At 62.6% G+C, this 19,782-nt stretch carries 15 protein-coding genes; 5 read left to right on the forward strand and 10 right to left on the reverse strand.

Translation table 11 applies throughout. From position 1 onward, the window contains the following. Nucleotides 1-111: 111 nt before the first annotated feature. From PMI35_RS16720 to PMI35_RS16695, 6 genes are read right to left on the reverse strand one after another with little or no spacing between them, the layout of a single operon-like run. Nucleotides 112-924, reverse strand: a complete 813-nt coding sequence (locus PMI35_RS16720) for a YfaP family protein (RefSeq protein WP_008059485.1) — start codon at nt 922-924, stop codon at nt 112-114. Nucleotides 925-927: 3 nt separating this feature from the next. Continuing rightward, nucleotides 928-2,559: a DUF2300 domain-containing protein gene (locus PMI35_RS16715; RefSeq protein WP_008059491.1), complete on the reverse strand. Its 1,632-nt coding sequence runs from the start codon at nt 2,557-2,559 to the stop codon at nt 928-930. A gap of 1 nt (nt 2,560) precedes the next feature. Further along, nucleotides 2,561-7,117: an alpha-2-macroglobulin family protein gene (locus tag PMI35_RS16710; RefSeq protein ID WP_008059492.1), complete on the reverse strand. Its 4,557-nt coding sequence runs from the start codon at nt 7,115-7,117 to the stop codon at nt 2,561-2,563. Then, on the reverse strand, nt 7,114-7,764 hold the full coding sequence (locus PMI35_RS16705) for a DUF1175 domain-containing protein (RefSeq protein WP_008059493.1): 651 nt from the start codon (nt 7,762-7,764) through the stop codon (nt 7,114-7,116). The genes PMI35_RS16710 and PMI35_RS16705 overlap by 4 nt, the downstream gene beginning before the upstream one ends. Next, nucleotides 7,749-9,461: a DUF2138 domain-containing protein gene (locus PMI35_RS16700; RefSeq protein ID WP_008059499.1), complete on the reverse strand. Its 1,713-nt coding sequence runs from the start codon at nt 9,459-9,461 to the stop codon at nt 7,749-7,751. Before PMI35_RS16700 ends, PMI35_RS16705 begins: the two co-directional genes overlap by 16 nt. Before the next feature lie 36 nt (nt 9,462-9,497). Continuing rightward, nucleotides 9,498-10,286 carry a YfaP family protein gene (locus PMI35_RS16695; RefSeq protein WP_008059500.1) on the reverse strand — a complete coding sequence of 263 codons (789 nt, stop codon included), beginning with the start codon at nt 10,284-10,286 and terminating at the stop codon, nt 9,498-9,500. A 277-nt stretch (nt 10,287-10,563) separates the two neighbouring features. On the opposite strand from PMI35_RS16695, the gene PMI35_RS16690 reads away from it, so the two are divergent. The 5 genes from PMI35_RS16690 to PMI35_RS16670 all read left to right on the forward strand — a co-directional run bounded on the left by PMI35_RS16690 (nt 10,564) and on the right by PMI35_RS16670 (nt 16,955). Then, nucleotides 10,564-11,709 (forward strand): Fic family protein, encoded by a 1,146-nt coding sequence (locus PMI35_RS16690; RefSeq protein ID WP_008059508.1) that lies wholly within the window; start codon nt 10,564-10,566, stop codon nt 11,707-11,709. 97 nt (nt 11,710-11,806) lie between these two features. Continuing rightward, on the forward strand, nt 11,807-12,049 hold the full coding sequence (locus PMI35_RS16685; protein ID WP_007970180.1) for an exodeoxyribonuclease VII small subunit: 243 nt from the start codon (nt 11,807-11,809) through the stop codon (nt 12,047-12,049). Continuing rightward, complete coding sequence (gene ispA / locus PMI35_RS16680; RefSeq protein WP_008059510.1) at nt 12,046-12,933, forward strand: (2E,6E)-farnesyl diphosphate synthase; 888 nt, start codon at nt 12,046-12,048, stop codon at nt 12,931-12,933. Before PMI35_RS16685 ends, ispA begins: the two co-directional genes overlap by 4 nt. Before the next feature lie 91 nt (nt 12,934-13,024). Continuing rightward, nucleotides 13,025-14,923: a 1-deoxy-D-xylulose-5-phosphate synthase gene (gene dxs, locus PMI35_RS16675; RefSeq protein ID WP_008059511.1), complete on the forward strand. Its 1,899-nt coding sequence runs from the start codon at nt 13,025-13,027 to the stop codon at nt 14,921-14,923. 148 nt (nt 14,924-15,071) lie between these two features. Next, complete coding sequence (locus PMI35_RS16670; RefSeq protein ID WP_008059512.1) at nt 15,072-16,955, forward strand: TonB-dependent receptor domain-containing protein; 1,884 nt, start codon at nt 15,072-15,074, stop codon at nt 16,953-16,955. 108 nt (nt 16,956-17,063) lie between these two features. Here PMI35_RS16670 and PMI35_RS16665 read toward each other — a convergent pair whose 3' ends face one another. The 4 genes from PMI35_RS16665 to PMI35_RS16650 all read right to left on the reverse strand — a co-directional run bounded on the left by PMI35_RS16665 (nt 17,064) and on the right by PMI35_RS16650 (nt 19,762). Next, the gene (locus PMI35_RS16665; RefSeq protein WP_008059513.1) at nt 17,064-17,864 is read right to left on the reverse strand and encodes a cobalamin-binding protein; all 801 of its coding nucleotides are present in this window, start codon (nt 17,862-17,864) and stop codon (nt 17,064-17,066) included. After that, a complete protein-coding gene (locus PMI35_RS16660; protein ID WP_008059514.1) occupies nt 17,864-18,283 on the reverse strand; it encodes a hypothetical protein in 420 nt (139 codons plus the stop codon). The genes PMI35_RS16665 and PMI35_RS16660 overlap by 1 nt, the downstream gene beginning before the upstream one ends. After that, complete coding sequence (gene ribA, locus PMI35_RS16655) at nt 18,280-18,897, reverse strand: GTP cyclohydrolase II (protein ID WP_008059515.1); 618 nt, start codon at nt 18,895-18,897, stop codon at nt 18,280-18,282. Before ribA ends, PMI35_RS16660 begins: the two co-directional genes overlap by 4 nt. Before the next feature lie 109 nt (nt 18,898-19,006). Beyond that, complete coding sequence (locus tag PMI35_RS16650; RefSeq protein ID WP_008059516.1) at nt 19,007-19,762, reverse strand: substrate-binding periplasmic protein; 756 nt, start codon at nt 19,760-19,762, stop codon at nt 19,007-19,009. Between the last annotated feature and the right edge of the window lie 20 nt (nt 19,763-19,782).

The following is a 19,782-nucleotide window of genomic DNA, read 5'->3' on the forward strand; positions in this document are numbered from 1 at the left end:
GCCTTGTAAAATCTAGCCTTTGAGGAAGAGTGCGAAAAGCTGCGGACGAAAGAAATGCCGGCCACAAGCCGGCTTTTTAATGTCCGCAAGAACGTGATCCGACGATTCCCCTCACGGATAACTAAACGACTTAACCAACGTCAACTCCCCCACCGCCCGCATCGGCACCAAAAAAGTCTCCATCTTCTCACTCGGCGTCCCCTCCTCCGTAATCACCGTCACCTGCGCCGTCGTCAGCGGTTGAACCGCATCCTCCTGCCCTTCCTCATCGCTGCGATACCCACCACCAAAGTAATTCACATACACCAGATACTGCCCCTTGATCGGCGCAGGCATGGCGAAGATTTCCGGGCCGTAGCCGGTGGTGACGTCGACATCGAGGGCGGCGCCGTTTGGCACGGCGCGGTCGCCGTACCAGATGTGGGCGCCGTCGGGGGTGATCAGGTGCAGGTCGAGGTCGGTGCCGTCGCTGTCCCAGGCCAGCAGTACCCGCAGCTTGGCGGGTGTGGCTCCGACGCTGGTGTTGAGGAACTGGGTTCGGCGGCGCTGCTGGCCGTCAGGGCTGCGGACTTCGACGCTGTTGCTGCCGTTGGGGAATGAGAATGGCCGATCGAAGCCGCCTGCTGGATCGATTTTCAGGGGCATGCTGACGCCGTTGACGATCAGCCGGCCGGGTTCGGCGTTCTTCGGCGCTGCTTTGATCTGACCCGTGATGCGCGCGGTGTTGGCCTGCCCCGCCGGGGTGTTCACCGATGAAGCCGGGTAGTTGACGGTCTGGCGGAAGCTTTCCCCCTCGCCTTCAAGAGCGCCGGTTCGCCAGCCGCCAGAGGGGGTGTCGAGTTTGACACTGTCGGCAGCGGTTGCCGGTGATAGCACGGCGAGCGCGCAGAGCAGCAGCAAGACCTGTGGATAACGATCTGTCATGGCCTATTCCAGCAAGAGGTGGCGGGCGAGCCCTTCGATGTAGGTTTCATCCTGGCCGTTGGGGTGCGCTTCGAAGGCCAGGTGCAGGTATTCGTGGGTCAGGTCGAGGCGGTCCTGCAGCGAGAGCACGCCACGCGCGTAGATGCGCTGGCGTTCGCGGTCGACGAAGGGGCGGCCGAAAGCCAGGCGGCATACGGCGAAGGTGCTGACTTCGTTGTAGCCGGCTTCGCTTTCAAGACGGGGTCGCCAGCCGCGGCGCTGCTTTTGCAGCCAGTCTTGCGCGGCGGGCAGCGCTTCGCAGGAGGCAACAGGATTGTCCCAGCGGCTGAGGCTGGCCCGTGGGTAGGCGTGAAGCAGGATGGCGTCGTAGCGCTGGCCGGCGTTGGCTTGTTCCACGGCTTGTTGCCAGGACAATCTGTCGAGGCCTGGCTGGTTGGAATGGTAGGTCACGCTGCTGCCGGCAAGCACCAGGTCGCTGGTCCAGGCGGCGATGCTGCGTGCCTGCGCCGTGGCTGGGCGCGGGGCAACGCGTTGGCGCTGGCTGCTGTCGTCGATGCTCAGGCAATCACCGCGCCGGGTGGCGTTTTGCAGCAGGTAGGTGCGGATGGCCACGGCCAGGGCTTTGGCGGCTTCAGCGGGTTCGGCACTGGCCTCACGCTGGAGCACACGGGCGACATATTCTTCGCGATCGAGGCGGGCGACGAGCCTGGGTGAAGGGCTGTCGTTGAGCAGAAACAGTTCGCCGTCACTGTGGATATCCAGACGGTTGCCATTGGCGAACTCGACACGGTAGTCGCCCTGCAACTGGCGGGACGACATGACAGGATCACCTGACACTACCCGCTGCAGTGGATAGCGGGAGAACAGATCGACCTCGACGCACTTCCCCGCCTCCGCCGGCCAGGATGTCGGCAGCACCGTCGCCAACGCCTGGGCGTAATCGCGCAGGACCCGCTGGCTGGTTCCGCGCCCTACCGCCCAGATCGGCGTGCCATCCGCCGTCCAACCGGCGAACCCACCCTGGCGCGACGCCGCATCCCGATCCCCCAGCCAGCTCCAGGTCTTTACCCGCAAGCGGCTGCCGAGCTCGCCCACGACGTTGCCATCCGCCGCGTTCAACAGCACATCCAGTAGCACGCGACGCGCCTGGTTCTGCGCCGGCATCCGCGCCAACATGCGCAACAATTCAACCACCGGAACCCGGGTGGCCGGCTGCAAGGAAGGCAAGTCCAGCAGCCACTCGGGTGCCTGTCGGGCCTGCCAATATTCGCGCCAGGCGCCTGGATCGAGCGTCAGGCGCGCCGGCTCGAAATACAGCCCGCAGGATTTCACCAACGCCTGGTCCCGTTCGATCGTGCCACCGGCGGCGCAGCAATAGACTTCCTCTTTCGACTGCCCGCGGCAGCTATACGCCGGCTCACGCGCCCCGGTGTCCACCAGCCAGCCGTACACGAACAGTTTCCAGACACTGCCCAAGGGTGCCTGCAGACTGTCGGATAACGGTTCGCGGGATATCAGCTGCGTGCGGCTCAACGTCAGCAATTGGTCCTTGAACGCCAGCCGCAACGGTTCTTCCTGCGCGGTGGCCAGCGCGGGAATCAGACTCAGCAGCAACCAGACCCAAGGCCGACGCATATCAGTGAACCGTCACCGAACCGAGCGCAGGTTTCTGCTCCTGAGCCTGATGCTGTGGCGCGTACACCTGGGTGAAGCGCGCGGGCGGCAGGCTGAACTGGCCTTTCTGCGAGAAGCGCACCAGGTGACGCAGACGCAGTTCACCGCTCAAGGCATCCACCGGCACCGCGTAGGCCATTTGTCCCGGCTCGAAACGGGCCTTCTCCAGCGCTGTCGGTTCGGTTCCGGCCTTGCCCATGAGCTTGATGCCCCAGGTCGTGCGTTCGACATCCGCGCCCGGTGGCAACGGCACTTCAAGCAGGCCATAACGCAAGGGCCTGGCGGCTTTGCTGGTCAGGATCACTTCGTCGAGATAGAGGTTGTCGCTGGACAAGGGAGCACTGCCGACCGGCTGCAGTTTGAAGGTGAAGGCTTCATCGCCCGGCACCAGTCGCGACAGGCGACGGGTGATGGTCACCGGCAGCGGATCGACCGCTGGCTGCTGGCTCTGGAAGCTCAACGCGGCGCTCAGCGGACGCTCTTGTGCGCCGCTCAGGGACAACACGCCGGGTACCTGCGCGCCTTGCCATGTCCAATAGACTTCACCCGTCGCGCCCTGATTCTGCTTCCAGCCATCTCCCGGTTTCAAGGCTACAGCCGGCGCGGCCTGTTCGATGCTGCGTTGCAACCAGGTCAGTGCCAACGCACGTTCCAGCGTGGATTGCTGTGGCAGTAAACGCAGCAACAACGCCTGCGCATACGCCTGATCGAACGGTTGCAGCGATGCATTCAGCGCTTCGGCAAAGGGCTCGGAACTGGTCGCCAGTCGCTGCTGTGCGTCAGCCAATTGCCGCTTGAATGCGGCCGGCAGAGCGACCTTCGATTGCCCGGCCAGTGAAGCACTCAATGTCCGCGCAGCGGCCAGGCCCAGCGCCGAGTCCGGATCAGCCATGACCAGGCTATCGCCAGCCACGTCCATGACGTTTTCGGCCCTGCCCTCACCAGCGCGCATCAGGTCTTCCATCAATCCGCTGAGCAACGTGTCGACCGGCAATTGCATCTGCTTGGCGAACGACAGAATCAGCGCCCGTTGCAACAGCGGTGTGTTCTTCGCCTGTTTCGCGTACACCTCCAGCACCCGCTGCCAGTGCTCCGGCGGCAGGCTCAGCTCCAGCACCCGGCTGGCATGCCAGTCGGCGTAATAGGCGTAGGCGGTGAGAAACGCGTCCGGCTCGCCGTCCATGCCCCACCAGGTGAAGCTCGCCGAAGGGCCGGCCATTTGCACCAGGCGCAGGCGGCTGTTCTGCATGATCAGGCGCAGGCGATCGCGAACCTGCGGGTTCGACGACAAGGCTGGATAGGCGATGCTCAACGGCAGCAATTGACTGGCAGTTTGCTCGACCCCGCCGTACGGGTAACCCAGCAGATCATCGAGGGCAGAACGGAACAGCGCTTGCGGGCTGTCATCCAGGCGCAAGCGAATATCCGTTGCATCCGCCGGCAGGCTCAACGGCATGTCTGCACTGGTCACGTCCAGGCGTTGGCTTTGCGTGACTTGCCACCCTTCGCCGGTTGCATTGAGGTGTACTGCCAAGGCATCGACGGTTTGGCCGTCCTGCGTTAGTTCCGCGCTCCAGTCGCCATTGACCAGCCCGAACGCCGGCAGCGGTATGTAGTTGATGCCGCTGTCGAGCGTGACGGGAACCCGCTGTTCGCTGCCCGCGTAATGAATCACCAGCTCAGCCTTGACCTGGTTTTGCGCCTGGCTGAAAGCAAACACTCCGAGATCCGGTTTATCGCCGGCGCGGAATCGGGTTGGCCCACTCCACTTCAGGTACAGCGGTTTCTCCGAGCGCACGAACTGCTTCTTCTGCCCGACCTGGCCGTCATCGGCGATGGCCCGGGCGGTGATGCGCCAGCGGGTCAGCGAGTCCGGCATCTTGAAGGTGAAACGGGTCTTGCCGTTGGCGTCGGTCACAAGCTCCGGTTGCCAGGCGGCGGTGTCGACGTCTTCGCGACGCGGACGCTCCAGCACCTTCACGCCGCGCTCGCTGCGGTTGGCTTTGCCCGGCGCGCCAGGGCTGCCGGGCAACGCGACGTCGTAGCTGATGAAAGAAAGGCTGGCGCTGGTGCGCACGTTGTTGCGCCGAGGATGGTAGAAGAACTGGTCGATGGTCGGCGCGATTTCCGGTTGCAAGGCGTAGACCATTTCGTCGACCACACTGACCGTCAGATGCGCCGGGATCGGCTTGCCGGCGAACTGCGTGGTCAGGTCCACCGACACGGTGTCGCCGGGTCGGTATGTCTCTTTGTCTGTGGCGATGGCCACGTCGATCTGCGGCGTGATCACCTTGATGCCGGCGTTCTGGAAACTGTACTGGCCACCCTTGGTGTACAGCACCGAGAACGTCAGGTTCGGCGCGAAGCTGTCCTGCACCGCAATGAGCGCGCGGTATTGGGTGTCGCTGAGTTTTTCCACCTTCAGCCAGTCGCCACCCTTGGACAGCAGCGCCGTGGCCTCGACCTTGTCGCGCTCCAGCGACAGCAGCGCATCGCTGATCGGCTCAGGGAAGGTGATCAGCGCCAGAGCTTCATCGCCGGCCTTGTACTCGGGTTTGTCGAGGACGATTTCCACGGTTCCGGGTACCGCCTTGACGCCTTCGCCGGTGACCGAATGCCCCGTGGCGCCGAGCGTTCGACCATGGTCATCCTTGAGCGTCAGGTTGTAGGTCCCCGGGCGCTCGAAGGCCAGGGTGAAACCCTTATCCGTTGTCGCGAGCTTGCTTTCGCCAGTGCTTTGATCCTCCAGGCGAACCCAGCCATAGCTGCTGGGCGTGACCGCCTCAGCCTGCTCGCTTTCATTGACGTAGCTGAACGCAACCTTGTCGCCCACCGCACTGAAGCGCTGCGGAGCACTCAAGCGAAAATTCGCCGCTCCGCGGTCGATGAGGATTTCCTTGGTGGTCTTGACCCGAAACGCCGCGCCATCGCTGGCGAACACGGTGAGCATGTAGCGGCTTGGTTTTTCGGCGGCCGGCAAATCGAGAACGGCATTGCCCTTGGCGTCGGTGGTCAGTTCGGTGCTGGTCAGTTCCACCGGGAATTGCCCGAGGTATTGCAGTTCGTTGTCGACCATCGACAGTTGCTGGGCGCGCAGGCTCAAGGTCAGCCTGGCGTTGGCCACCGGTTTGCCGTCCGGATAGAGCAGCACCAGGTTGCCCTTGACCGGTTCGCCAGCGCGGTAATCCTGCTTGGCCAGGTTCAGGGAAATCTCGAAGTGCGGCTTGATGTATTCGGCCACGCGGAAGGCGCTGCTGTAGGCTTGATCCTTGTAGTTGAAACGCAACTCATAACCACCGGCCACCGCATTGTCGGGCAACTGGAAACGGCCTTGGGTGCCGGCCTTGGAATCGAGCTTCAAATCGAGGGCTTGCAGTGCCGTACCGGTCGCATCCAGCACGGTCACGTTAACGTCGGCTGCGGATGGCTGCACTGAATCCCGGGCATTCTTGAACTCGCGCCCGACGATTTTCAGCGACACCCAATCCCCCGGCCGGTAGAGCGGGCGGTCGGTGAAGGCAAAGAGTTTGGTGTCGTAGATTTCGCTGTCGTAGTAGAAGTTCTCCGAGACGAAAACGCCGCCCTCTTCGTCCTCGCCAATCACGAACGAGCGCTCGGGACTGACGTGTTTCAGGCGCAGCAAACCATCGGCATCGGTCGCGCCGCTGCTCATCACGCCCAGGCCATCGGTCCACAGCACATTGACCTTGGGTACCGAACTGCCCTCGTGTTTGCGCGCAGCCCACACCAGCAACTCATCCCCGGCAATCTTGCTCACCGCCACGGTGTTGGAGACGAAGACCATGGTGGTCGCGCGGTACTTGCCGATCAGCGCTTCCACCAGGTACAGCCCCGGTTTCAAGTTGCCCAACGGGATATAGACGTTGCCCGGCGCAACACTGACGAACTCACTGGAAGACCCGGCGAGATTCACCCCTTCAGGCGGCTGGATCGGTTTGGCTTGCCACAGCGGATAACGGAATTGGCTGACCACCGGCAGGCCCGGAATCAGGGCGAATTGCGGCTGCGCGTCGTAGGGGGTTGGCGCAGCCATGGCGCTACCCATCTTCAGTTCCGGTACTTGCTCGGTAACTTGTTTACGCGACTCGTAGGAAAACGCCCGCTGCATCACCCGACGGGATTTTCGGTACCAGTTGTCCCACAGGTAGGCGAGCGTATTCGACAGGCCCTCGCCCTTGAACTGGCCGTCACTGACGACCCGGTGCAGGTTCTTCTGGCGCTTGAGGAAGTCCAGCGGTTTGTCGATGCGATACACCCGAATGTCGGCGCCGCCGTAGGGTTCCATGCGCAAGCGACGGTAGTCGCGGCCCGGCGCTTCAAGGCGGACCATCGCCTGTTCGTCGCTGGCGAAACTGCTGTCGGCCAGCAGGAAAAAACTTTCACCGGCCACCGGCGTGTAGCCGCTGGGCTCGACGGTGTCGTCGGCGTTGACCGTCGAAAATGGCAGCAGCAAAGCCAACAACAGAGGCAGAAAACGCAGCATGCGGGCACCCGTCATTGAGAGAGAAAATTCAGTCGATAAACGCCGATGAAGTTGGGGTTGGCTGCATCGGGTATCCATCGGGTGTCCTTCCATGTCATGAGTTGTTGCAGGCTTGCCGAGCGCATGCCGTTGTCGGTGGGGCTGGTGGTGCCGGTGTGATAGGCGATGTAGCGGCCCATCCAGATCATCAGGTGCTGGTCGTCGCCCTGGTCGAAAAACATCAGGTCACCGGGACGCGCCTGTGCGACATCGCGGCCAACCAGCTGGCTGTTGAACTGGATCAGCTTGATCGCGTTGACGTAGGGTCCGACCTTGCCACCCCCCTGTTGCCATTGCTGGGCCAGGCCGCGCTGGGCCGCACTCAATTGCAGCTCCGGCGGCAGGTAGCGGTTGGACAGGCCATTGCTGCGCAGCCATTTGTCGTCATGGACTTTCAGCGCTTCGTTGGCGGCAAAACGCACCAGCCCCGCGCAGTCCTGCTGATACCAGCGCGGGCTTGGGCCCCGGCTCAGTTGCTCCTGGGCGATGCGCACGAACCAGGCGCGGAATACCTGGGATTGCTGCGGATCGAGCGCCGGTGTTTCGATCGCCCGGGCGCCCGCGCTCAACAGCAAAGCGAGCACGCCGAGGCTGCGGATCAATATGTTCACAGGGCTTTCCATTGCAGCGGCAGCCATTGCCAGTGGCCATCGGGCTCGCTGCCCTCGGGCAGGGTCAGGGCGTACTTGCCGTATCCGCCGAGCTTGCGCAGCTTGGGAATCAGGTAGGTTTGCGCCGCGTTGTAGAACACCGGTTCCATGTCTTGCGGCAGGCTGTCGAGGGTTTCGCGCTGCATCAGTTGCGCCATGGCGTCCGGGCCGAAGTACACCGGCATCAGCAGGTCCTTGGGCACCACGTCGGCCATCGGCGGGAAGCGTTTGTCGAGGGTGCCAAGGGCCTTGTCCAGCAGCTTGTCATCGAGGGAAAACAGCAGCGTCGAACCGTGGCGCGCCAGGCTGACGTTCATGAATGCCTTGCCGGTGATCGCATCGGGATTCTCGGCATCCTTGGCCGCATAGGGACCGAAACTGGAGCTGACCTGACGCTGCCATTGCCGGTTGTCGCCAAGCTGCTTCTCGACCACCGGGAACGCGTGCTCCTCGACCTTGCTTTCATAAGCGCCGACCATCGAACCGAACAACTTGCCCAGTTCGCCATCGAGGCTGGCGCTGTCTTCATCCTTGAGGCTGGCCACCAGCAATGGCGTGTACAGCCGCGAATCGGCGTACCAGCACAGGCCCGCCGCGCCGGCCATGTGCTCGGTCAACGCCTGGGCCGCGGCCTCATCAGCACCGAGCTTGAGCAGCAGCGGCTTCTGTTGCTCGGCGGCCAGCGGCAGGGCCACGCACGCGCTGGCGCCCATGGGCATGGCTTGCCAGATCGGTTTGAAATCGAAGTCCGGCTGGTCGTCCAGTTCATCCATGGCCAGGAAGCTGTGCCAGCCCTTGTCATCCATGTCGAAGCGCAGCCCGGCGAAATTCGGGATGAAGCGCTGGTACCCCATCGCCAGCACGCTGGCATTTACCGATAGCCGCTGTTTCACCTCTGGCGCGCGTGGTTGCAGGCCAAAGGCTTCGGGGAACAGTTTGTCACCGTTGAGCAGCGCGGCGATGGCTTGGGTCGAGACGCTGCCCGATTCCTGCGTCGCCCCGCTTTGCGGATCGTAGAGTTTGACCGGATTGGACAGCACCACCAGTTTGTCGCCATGGGAGGCAAACAGCAGCGCCTTGCTGGCGTTGTAGGTGAGTTGATAAAGCGCCACGTCGTCGTTGCCGACTTTGACGTCTGCGAGCTTGCTCAACTGCGAATCATCCAGCGCCACCCTGGCCAGCGGCTCCAGCACCTTGGCCAGGCCACCGCGATCCATCACCAGCAGAAAATCCTTGAGCCGGCCATCCGCTCCGCGCCATAACGCAACGTCCGCCGGTTGATCGAACAGTTGCTCGATCAGCGTGTCCTGCAACTTCAGGTCGTGCTCGTAAATGATCCGCCGCAGGCTGCCGATCAGCCCGAGGCGGTCGGCGTGGGTTTCGTAATAGAAGACGAAATCTTCGGTCAGGGTTTCCTTGAGGAACGGCACCGCCAGCAGGTCCTTGGGCAACTGGCTCAGGGAGTGGGTCTCGAGCAAACCATCGGGGCGGCTCATGCCGAGTTTTTCCGCCGCCAGTTGCGGTGCCGGGGCTTTGCTTTTCTGCATCAGCCAGCCCATGCCGGCGGCCACGCCCACGACCAGGCACAGCCCGGCCACAATTACCGGCCAACGACGGGACGGCTTGGGGCTCGGCGTTTCGGTGGCCGAAGGAACAGTGTTATCGCTCATTTCACAAAACCCGAATTCATCCGTGGAGCGGGATGCTTAATAGTTGAAAGTCTTGACCAGCAGCAGGTCACCGATTGCGCGCAGGGGCACGATGAAGGTTTCGCGTTTTTCGTCGACAGTGTTTTCGTTCAGCACCAGGTTGATCTGCGAGGTGATGACCTCGTTCTGGTTGCTGGTCTCATCGAAGTTATAGCCGCCGCTACCGAAGTTGCCCCAATAGTTGACGTAAACCAGATAGGTGCCGTGCAGCGGCGCGGTCATGGTGAACATTTCCGGGCCAGGGCCGTCGACGCCGTCCGGGTCCAGGCCGCCGCCATTGCTCATCGCCGGCCGGGCCCAGAATGCGTGCTGGCCGTCGGGTGTCACGATGTGCAAATCGAGTTCGGCTTTCGGATCGTCCCAGCCCAGCACCACGCGAATCCGCGCCGGGGTGCGCAGGTTGTTGGCTTCATAGAACTGCACGCGCTTGAGCGACTGGCCCTCGGTACTGCGCACTTCCACGCTGTTGGAACCGGCGCCGAACGCATAGGGCCGGGCAAAACGACCCTGGTCGTCGGTGTACAGGTTCAGAGGATTTCCGTTGACCGCCAACGTGTGGGGCCCACGTTGCGTGCCGATGGCCTTGAGCTGGCCCTGGATCATCGTGCGGTTGCGCTGCACACCGCGGTCGATGGGCGGCGTGGGATAGGCGACTTGCGGGTTTTCCGTGCGGTCCAGCAAACCGTTGAAGCGCCAGCCGCCCACCGGGTCCGACAACTCGGCACTTGGCGCGGCCAGGGCGGGCGCACAGACCCACCCGATCAGCAGCAAAAGAAATGAGCGCATGTGACGCCTCCTGCCATGCATGACGAAACCTTGCGCCTGATCCTCGGCGCGTTACAGATGCGGATACTGCGTTTCGTCTGAAAGACCCATGACTTTCGGGTCGTAGATGGCGCGAAGGTTAGACGCTCAGTTAGCGCCTAACAATCAGATCTGTCTGAAAATGCGGTGGGAATCACGTACGCGGCTGGACGATGAGCCGAATAACGATCATATTCGGCTCATAACATGAGCCGAATAGCCTCTCTAATCGGCTCACACCTCCAAGAGTAGCGAGTTCATGGCACCTTTCTGGATCTGGCAACAGCCCGATTGGCCGAATTTTTCCTGGAATGCCGAGCAATTGGCGCCGTTGCTGCGCGAATGCGTCCAGGCACAAGGTCAATTGATGGGCATGGCCAGTTCCGTGGGTGCCTCGCTCAGTGCGCAGAGCGAACTGGATGCGTTGTTGCAAAATATCGTCACCTCATCCGCAATTGAAGGTGAGCAGCTGAATGTCGGCTCGGTGCGATCTTCATTGGCGCGACGGCTGGGACTGGAGCAGCTTGAAGGCAATCATGTCAGCCAACGCAGCGAAGGCCTGGCGCAATTGATGCTCGATGCCACACAGCATTTCGCCGAACCCCTGACACTGGAACGATTGCTGGATTGGCATGCGTGGTTGTTTCCTGATCAGGACACCGCCCTCGCCGCCCGGAGCATGCGTGTCGGTGCATTGCGTGGTGATGATCCGATGCAAGTAGTGTCCGGCCGCCTCGACAGGCCGACCGTTCACTTCGAAGCCCCCCCGCGCCATGGCCTTGAGCGCCAGGTCGACAGTTTCCTCAGCTGGTTTGAAAGCAGCCGGAACCAGGCGGGACTCGACCCGTTACTGCGGGCCGGGGTCGCGCATTTCTGGTTCGTCACGCTTCACCCTTTTGATGACGGTAATGGCCGACTGACTCGAACCATCACCGACCTTGCATTGGCACAGGGCGAGGCTCAGGCGATTCGCTTCTACGCCATGTCAGCGAGCATTCTGGAAGATCGGTCTGGCTATTACCGCGTGTTGGAAAACAGCCAGAAAGCCACCCTCGACATCACCGAATGGCTGGCGTGGTTTCTCCATACCTTGTTGCGCAGCTTGCAGCAGGCCATGACGCGGATCGAGTCGGTGCTGGGCAAGGCCCGCTTCTGGCAGGCACACCGGCAATCCGGGCTGTCGGCCGAGCAGACCAAGGTGCTCAATCGCTTGCTCGATGGTGGAGAGCGTGGATTCGAAGGCGGGATCAGCGCCGCGCAATATCAAACGGTGGCGAAAGTATCCAAAGCCACCGCGACCCGTCATTTGGCTGAAATGCTGGAAAAGGGCTGCCTGCAGCGCCTGCCCGGCGGCGGGCGCAGCACCCGGTATCGGATCAGACACCCCGATGACGCGCTCACCTGAACCCCGAATCCATGGTTCCGAACACCCCGCTCATTTGCCCATAAACCCCCTATCTGCTAGTGTCGCGCCGGTTTAACGTCAACCGGAAATCGCCGCCATGGCCCGCAAAAAAGCTGCACTGGATTTCGAACAGTCCCTCGCTGACCTGCAAACGCTGGTAGAGCGTCTGGAGAATGGCGAATTATCGCTGGAAGACTCGCTGGCCGCTTTCGAGCAAGGCATCGGCCTGACCCGCGATTGCCAGGCGGCGCTGGCCCAGGCCGAGCAAAAGGTTCAGGTGCTGCTCGAGCGTGATGGCGAGTTGGCCGAGGAACCCTTCGACGCGGATCAACCAGAATGATTGCAGCGTATTCGGCGACCAGCCAGGCCCGTGTCAACGCCGCCATGGAAACCCTGTTTGTCGCGCCTGGCCCTGAGCTGGCGCGGCTGTACGAAGCCATGCGCTACAGCGTGATGAATGGCGGCAAACGCGTGCGCCCACTGCTGGCCTACGCCGCCTGCGAAGCGCTGGGCGGCAAGGCGGAGCAAGCTAACGGCGCGGCCTGTGCGGTAGAGCTGATCCACGCCTATTCGCTGGTACACGACGATTTGCCGGCCATGGACGATGACGATCTGCGTCGCGGCCAGCCGACGACACACAAGAAATTCGATGAAGCCTGCGCGATCCTCGCTGGCGATGGCTTGCAGAGCCTGGCGTTCAGTGCCCTGCTTGACCCACGCCTGAGCGATGCCGACGCAGAGATCCGCCTGCAAATGGTCAGTGCGCTGGCACTGGCGGCAGGCCCGGCGGGCATGGTCGGCGGTCAAGCGATCGATCTCGGCTCGGTCGGCCTGAAGCTCGACCAGAAAGCCCTCGAATACATGCACCGGCACAAGACCGGCGCGCTGATCGAAGTCAGCGTCAAGCTTGGCGCCCTGTCCAGCGGTCGCGCCGAGAAGGACGAACTCAAGTCCCTGCAGACTTATGCACAGGCCATCGGCCTGGCCTTCCAGGTCCAGGACGACATTCTCGACGTCGAAAGCGATACCGAAACCCTCGGCAAACGCCAGGGCGCCGACATTGCCCGCGACAAGCCAACCTACCCGGCCCTGCTTGGCCTCGATGCCGCCAAGGCCTACGCCCTGGAGCTGCGCGATCAGGCGCTGCATGCGCTGCGACCGTTTGACGCGGCTGCCGAGCCACTTCGCGAACTGGCCCGCTATATCGTCGAGCGACGCAGCTGACGGCGTATCCGCCAAAAAAGACCAACGCGTGGGCAGGGACCGATGCATCAGGTAAACTGCCGCATCTTTTATACCTATAACGATTCGCCTGATGCCCACGACGTTTCATGAGATTCCCCGCAAGCGCCCGACCACGCCCCTGCTCGACCGCGCGAACACGCCGGACGGCCTGCGCCGGTTAGGCGAAGCCGAGCTGGAAACCCTGGCCGATGAGTTGCGCCTGGAATTGCTCTACACGGTCGGTCAGACCGGTGGGCATTTCGGTGCAGGTCTGGGCGTCATCGAGCTGACCATCGCGCTGCATTACGTCTTCGACACCCCGGACGACCGGCTGGTGTGGGACGTGGGTCATCAGGCTTATCCGCACAAGATCCTCACCGGTCGTCGCGAGCGCATGGGCACGCTGCGCCAGAAGGACGGCGTTGCCGCCTTCCCGCGCCGTTCCGAGAGCGAGTACGACACCTTTGGCGTCGGCCACTCCAGCACGTCGATCAGCGCAGCCCTGGGCATGGCCATTGCCGCCCGCCTGCAGAACAGCGATCGCAAGGCGATTGCCGTGATCGGCGACGGCGCACTGACGGCCGGCATGGCGTTCGAAGCGCTGAACCATGCGCCGGAAGTGGACGCCAACATGCTGGTGATCCTCAACGACAACGACATGTCGATCTCGCGCAACGTCGGCGGCTTGTCGAACTACCTGGCGAAGATCCTTTCCAGCCGCACCTACGCGAGCATGCGCGAGGGCAGCAAGAAAGTCCTGTCGCGCCTGCCCGGCGCCTGGGAAATCGCCCGTCGCACCGAAGAATACGCAAAAGGCATGCTGGTACCCGGCACGCTGTTCGAAGAGCTGGGCTGGAACTATATCGGCCCGATCGATGGCCACGACCTGCCGACCCTGATCGCCACCCTGCGCAACATGCGCGATCTCAAGGGCCCGCAGTTCCTGCACATCGTCACCAAGAAAGGCAAAGGCTTCGCCCCGGCGGAAGTCGACCCGATCGGTTACCACGCCATCACCAAGCTCGAACCCCTGGACGCCCCCGCCGCTGCGCCGAAAAAAGCCAGCGGGCCGAAGTACTCCGGCGTGTTCGGTGAATGGCTGTGCGACATGGCGGCTGCCGACCCGCGCCTGGTCGGGATCACCCCGGCGATGAAGGAAGGCTCGGACCTGGTGGCCTTCAGCGAGCGTTTCCCGCTGCGCTACTTCGACGTGGCGATTGCCGAGCAACACGCCGTGACCCTGGCGGCCGGCATGGCCTGCGAAGGCGCGAAGCCGGTGGTGGCGATCTATTCGACCTTCCTGCAACGCGGCTACGACCAGTTGGTGCATGACGTCGCGGTGCAAAACCTCGACGTGCTGTTCGCCATCGATCGCGCCGGCCTGGTCGGCGAAGACGGTCCAACCCACGCGGGCAGCTTCGACCTGTCGTTCCTGCGTTGCATCCCAGGCATGCTGGTGATGACCCCGAGCGACGAAAACGAACTGCGCAAGATGCTCACCACCGGCCATCTGTACGAAGGCCCGGCAGCCGTGCGCTATCCGCGCGGTAACGGCCCGAATGCGACCATCGAAAAAGACCTCGAACCGATCGAAATCGGCAAGGGCGTGGTTCGCCGCCAGGGCAGCAAGGTCGCCCTGCTGGTGTTCGGCGTGCAACTGGCCGAGGCGCTGAAAGTCGCCGAGACACTGGATGCGACCGTGGTCGACATGCGTTTCGTCAAACCGCTGGATGAAGCACTGGTTCGCGAGATTGCTGCCAGCCATGACCTGCTGGTGACCGTCGAAGAAAACGCCATCATGGGCGGTGCCGGCGGTGCGGTCAGCGAATTCCTCGCCCGTGAGAACATCCTCAAGTCGGTGCTGCACCTGGGCTTGCCGGACATTTACGTCGAACACGCCAAGCCTGCGCAGATGCTGGCAGAGTGTGGCCTGGATGAAGCCGGGATCGAGGCTTCGATTCGCGAACGCCTGCAACTGCTCAACATCTAAACACCAGACACATGCAAAACCCTGTGGGAGCGAGCCTGCTCGCGATAGCGGTCTGACAGTCACCAATTCCTTGACTGACACACCCTCATCGCGAGCAGGCTCGCTCCCACAGTTGCAAGCGTCACACCAGACCTTCCATGGACTTCCCTTGAAACTCTCCCCCCTCGCCCTGACGCTGACCCTGCTGCCAGCCGGCCCGCTGCTGGCCGACACCTTCGAACGCGACCAGGCCCTGAAGCTGCCCGACGTGTTGATCAGCGCCAACCGCCAGGTCGAGGCGCGCAACGACAGCAGCGCCGCCAACACGGTGTTCACCCGCGAAGACATCGACCGGTTGCAACCCAACAGCGTCACTGATCTGCTGCGCCGTGTACCGGGGGTGCAGGTGGCACAAACCGGCGGACGCGGCAGCCTGCCGGGGATTTACATTCGCGGCACGCAGTCTGCCCAGAGCCTGGTGCTGGTGGACGGCCAACGGATCGGCAACGCGTCCTCCGGTGACAGCAACCTGCAACACATCAGCATCGACCAGGTCGAGCGCGTGGAAGTGCTGCGCGGCTCCCGTTCGGTGATCTACGGCAGCGATGCGATTGGCGGGGTGATCCAGATCTTCACCCGGCGTGGCAGCGAACCCGGCCTGCAACCCCGGCTGCATATGGGTTTTGGCAGCAACCAGACCTGGGAGCGCAACCTTGGCGTGTCCGGCGGCGATGAGCAGACCCGCTTCAACCTTGGCGCCAGCCTGGACGAAACCGCCGGGATCGATCGCACCCATGAGTCGTATCCCAGCGACGGCGATCACGACGCGTACCGCAACAAATCCCTTAGCCTGAGCCTGAGTCACGCCCTCACCGACGACGTCGAGATCGGCGCCAACCTGCTGGATAACCGTGGCAAAAGCGAATTCGACAATCCGTTCGGCCGCTTCGACCTGAACACCTTCGAGTCTGTCCAACAGCAGCCCTACAACGAATTCGATGTGAGCAGTGTCAGCAGCTACGTCGACGCACAGGTCAACGACCTGTGGAAAACCCGCGTTGAATTCGGCCACAGCGAAAACCGCGAGAAGACGTTCGACAAGCTCAGCGATGAGCGCAGCGTGTTCAACACCTACCGCGACTCGGTGAACTGGCAGAACGACCTGACGCTCAACGAGCGCAACAGCCTGATCCTCGGCGGCGACTGGTACGAAGACGGGGTCAACAGCAGCACACCGTTCGACGAGGACAGTCGCTGGAACCGCGCGGCCTTTATCCAGCATCGCTACCAGGCCGACAGCTTCTCCACCGAACTGGGCCTGCGCCGCGACCAGAACCAGCAGTTCGGCGGCCAGAACAGCTGGAGCGGCACCTTCACCCTGCCGCTGAACCCGGACAACGATGTGCTGCTGACCTACAGCGAAGGTTTCCGGGCACCGACCTTCAACGACCTGTACTACCCGGACTTCAGCAACCCTGACCTGAAACCCGAGACCTCGAAGAGCTATGAACTGCAATGGCGCAGCCAATTGACCGAGAGCAGTCGCCTGGAGGCCTCGCTGTACCGCACGGACCTCGAAGACGCGATCATCTTCGGCAGCAATTCACGGCCGGAGAACGTGGCTTCGGCCCGCATCAACGGTTTTGAAGCGGCGTTGAAACAGGAATTGTTCGGCTGGCAGAGCAACCTCGGCGTAGCGATTATCGACCCGCGGGACCGCGACACGGGGCATACCCTGGCCCGTCGTGCACGCCGTACATTGAGCTGGGACCTGGATCGACAGTTCGACCGCCTGGGCCTGGGCGCCAGCTGGCAAGCGGTGAGCAGCAGCTATGACGACTTGAACAACCAACAGCCATTGGCTGGTTATGGGTTGCTGGGATTGCGCAGCAGTTGGGCACTCAACCCTGAGGTCAGCCTGGAGCTGAAGGTCGATAACCTGCTGGACAAGGGATACAGCCGGGCGTTGTACAGCCATGAAGGCAGCCAGTATGGGTATCGCGAAGAAGGTCGGGCGTGGATGTTTGGGGTGACCTGGACCCCTGAGCTCTGACCAAGAACTCCGGTGTTTGGGCCGGCCTCTTCGCGAGCAAGCCCGCTCCCACAGGGTCAGCGTGATTCCTGTGGGAGCGGGCTTGCCCGCGATGAATACACCTCGGTCTCAACGATCAGGCGCGATCAATCGGCACAACTTGGCCGTCGCCTCGATCATCTGCCCGCTCGGCCGCTCCAACCCCTTGTCAGTCACCAGCCGCAACTGCCCCTGCCGGACCGCCGCCACGTGCGGCCACGCCTTCCATGCATCCAGCTGCGCCTGATCGCCGGCCAGAATCACCTCGGGATTACGCTGCAACACCGCCTCCACGCTGACCTGCGGTGCCGGCAGCGCCAGATCGGCAAACACGTTTTGCGCCCCGCAGACGTCAAGCGCAGCGCTGATGATCTGCCCACCGCCCACGGTATAGAGCGGCCGATCCCAGACCTGATAGAACACCCGCAACGGCTGGTCGCGCCGGTAACGCTTGCGCAGCTCAGCCAGCCGCTGACGCAAACCGCCGGCCAACGCAACCCCACGCTCAGGCCGACCAAGCTGCACGGCGATCGCCTCGATCTGCGCGGTGAGCTGTTGGAAATCATGGGGTTCGGCGACGTAAGTCGGAATATTCAAGCGCTTGAGTTGCTCACGCTGGGCCGGCCCGACACTGCCGGGCCAGAGCAGCAGCAAATCAGGCTGGAGGCTGAGCAAGCGCTCCATCTCCAGTTGACCGTAGCGGCCCACGGAGGGCAAGTCCTTGAGTTCGGCGGGACGCTCGCCGGCATCCAGCACGCCGACCAGCAAGTCGGCCGAACCCAGTTCGACGACCATTTCAGTGAGGGACGGGGCAAGGCTGACAACCCGCTCCACCGCCCCGATCGAGCCGCTGGTGGCCAGCAGCAACAGCGCCAGCCAAGCGAGACGCATCAACCGAGCTGACGCGGAATACGGTAGAGGTAGAACAGCACCGCGGTCGACAGCGCCAGCAGCATCAGCGGCACTGCTTCGAGGCCGACGAACACCGCCAATGCACCGATCCACGCTGGCAGGCCAGCCGCGAGGAACGCTGTGCGCCGCTTGGCCGCCAGGTGGATCCATGCGCCAGGTTCTTCAGGGGTATCGAGGGCTTTCTGGGTGGCGATCAATGCATGTTTGTAGCCGCCAAAAAACTTCAGGCTGACAAACATCGAGGCCACACCGGCGATGAACAACGGCATCGCCAGCACCGGCAGGATGGCTTCACCCTGGCCGAACACCGCGTTGATCACGAACAGCGGCAACAAGGCCAACGCCAGGTATTGCCACCAGTTGACGGACAGTCGCCGCCGTACCTGACCGCGGGTCACGCCCGGTCTACCTCGCCCTGATGTTCGTTGCCCATCATGTGGTCGAGTTTGCTGGCCTTGGTCGCCAGGTAGAGTTTGTTGTGCGGGTTGTGGCCAGTGTGCAGCGGCACGCGCTCGGCGACCGCGATGCCCATGTCGGTCAAGGCTTTGACCTTGCGTGGGTTGTTGGTCATCAGGCGCAGGGATTTCACCCCCAGGTGCTCCAGCATCGGCAGGCACATGGCGTAATCACGCTGGTCGGCGGCAAAGCCCAGGCGCTCGTTGGCTTCAACGGTGTCGGCACCGCCGTCCTGAAGCTCATAGGCGCGGATTTTGTTCAGCAGGCCAATGCCACGGCCTTCCTGACGCAAATACAGCAAGACGCCCCGACCTTCACGGGCGATGGCCTGCAGAGCGGCCTCAAGTTGCGAGCCGCAGTCGCAACGCTGGCTGAACAAGGCATCGCCCGTCAGGCATTCGGAGTGCAACCGACCGAGTACCGGGGCACCGTCGGCGATCTCACCCAGGCTCAGCACGACGTGCTCGCGACCGGTGGCCTCATCGAGAAAGCCGTGCATGATGAATTGCGCAAAAGGCGTTGGCAGCTTGGAAGCGGCGACAAAAACGACAGGCACCGGTGTGCTCCTGATCTAAAAGTCTGAAGATTCGCAGGCCGGCATTGTAACAGCAGGTTCCAACCGACGCTTAGGCTGAATTATCGGCCATAACTATCAAAAAGTCTGATTACTGGCCTGTTAGTTGCTCATTCTCATCGAATGGGTAGGGTTGCTTCCAGCGTTCGAAGATCGGCCTGAGCTCACCGCTTTTCACCAATTGCGCCATGCGCTGGTCGAACAACGCCATCAGGCTGCGGGCCGCCGGGGTCTTGGCAAAGCACAGGTACAGCGGTAATTCGGCGATATGGGTGCGGCGGAACTGCGAAGGATCCTTGGCCCGACTGAGCACCCAATCGACTTCGGTCAGCGCGTCGATGTAGAAGTCGGCGCGGTTCTGCGTCAGCATCGAAACGATGCCGGTCCGCCTTAACACTTCGTTGTAGCGGCGAATATTGGGCAGATAATCCTGATAGTCGTAGCCACGTACCCACGCCAGGCGGTAATTGCCCAGGGTTTGCGGGGTCGGTTGCGGACTGCTGGCCAGGCCCAGGGCATAGATATGATCGGTATCGAAGTTCCAGCGCGGATACAGCACATCGCTGGATTCTTCATGGTAGGAGCCGACACAGGCATCGACTTCACCCCGCTCGGCCAGCCCCATCGAGCGCACATAGGGTTCGCTGCGGATGTCCAGCTTGACCCCCGCCGGCTCGAAGACCTTGCGCAATACGTCCCAACCCAGGCCGTGGCCGTCGGCAGCGGTATAGTCTTCCCAGTCTTCGCTGGCCAGATGAATCACCGTCGGCGCGGTGGTTGCCTCCTCCGCCTGGGCGAATACACCGAACACCGCGAACACCATCGCTACCAACCAGCGTCGAGCCATCCCTAGTTCTCCCAATTAAT

This window comes from Pseudomonas sp. GM78 (assembly GCF_000282475.1).
GTDB lineage: Bacteria > Pseudomonadota > Gammaproteobacteria > Pseudomonadales > Pseudomonadaceae > Aquipseudomonas.

Excerpts from the sequence above, each read along its gene's own strand:
- PMI35_RS16720 (WP_008059485.1), bottom strand. The coding sequence starts at position 924 with ATGACAGATCGTTATCCACAGGTCTTGCTGCTGCTCTGCGCGCTCGCC.
- PMI35_RS16715 (WP_008059491.1), bottom strand. The coding sequence starts at position 2,559 with ATGCGTCGGCCTTGGGTCTGGTTGCTGCTGAGTCTGATTCCCGCGCTG.
- PMI35_RS16710 (WP_008059492.1), bottom strand. The coding sequence starts at position 7,117 with ATGACGGGTGCCCGCATGCTGCGTTTTCTGCCTCTGTTGTTGGCTTTG.
- PMI35_RS16705 (WP_008059493.1), bottom strand. The coding sequence starts at position 7,764 with ATGGAAAGCCCTGTGAACATATTGATCCGCAGCCTCGGCGTGCTCGCT.
- PMI35_RS16700 (WP_008059499.1), bottom strand. The coding sequence starts at position 9,461 with ATGAGCGATAACACTGTTCCTTCGGCCACCGAAACGCCGAGCCCCAAG.
- PMI35_RS16695 (WP_008059500.1), bottom strand. The coding sequence starts at position 10,286 with ATGCGCTCATTTCTTTTGCTGCTGATCGGGTGGGTCTGTGCGCCCGCC.
- PMI35_RS16690 (WP_008059508.1), top strand. The coding sequence starts at position 10,564 with ATGGCACCTTTCTGGATCTGGCAACAGCCCGATTGGCCGAATTTTTCC.
- PMI35_RS16685 (WP_007970180.1), top strand. The coding sequence starts at position 11,807 with ATGGCCCGCAAAAAAGCTGCACTGGATTTCGAACAGTCCCTCGCTGAC.
- ispA (WP_008059510.1), top strand. The coding sequence starts at position 12,046 with ATGATTGCAGCGTATTCGGCGACCAGCCAGGCCCGTGTCAACGCCGCC.
- dxs (WP_008059511.1), top strand. The coding sequence starts at position 13,025 with ATGCCCACGACGTTTCATGAGATTCCCCGCAAGCGCCCGACCACGCCC.
- PMI35_RS16665 (WP_008059513.1), bottom strand. The coding sequence starts at position 17,864 with ATGCGTCTCGCTTGGCTGGCGCTGTTGCTGCTGGCCACCAGCGGCTCG.
- PMI35_RS16650 (WP_008059516.1), bottom strand. The coding sequence starts at position 19,762 with ATGGCTCGACGCTGGTTGGTAGCGATGGTGTTCGCGGTGTTCGGTGTA.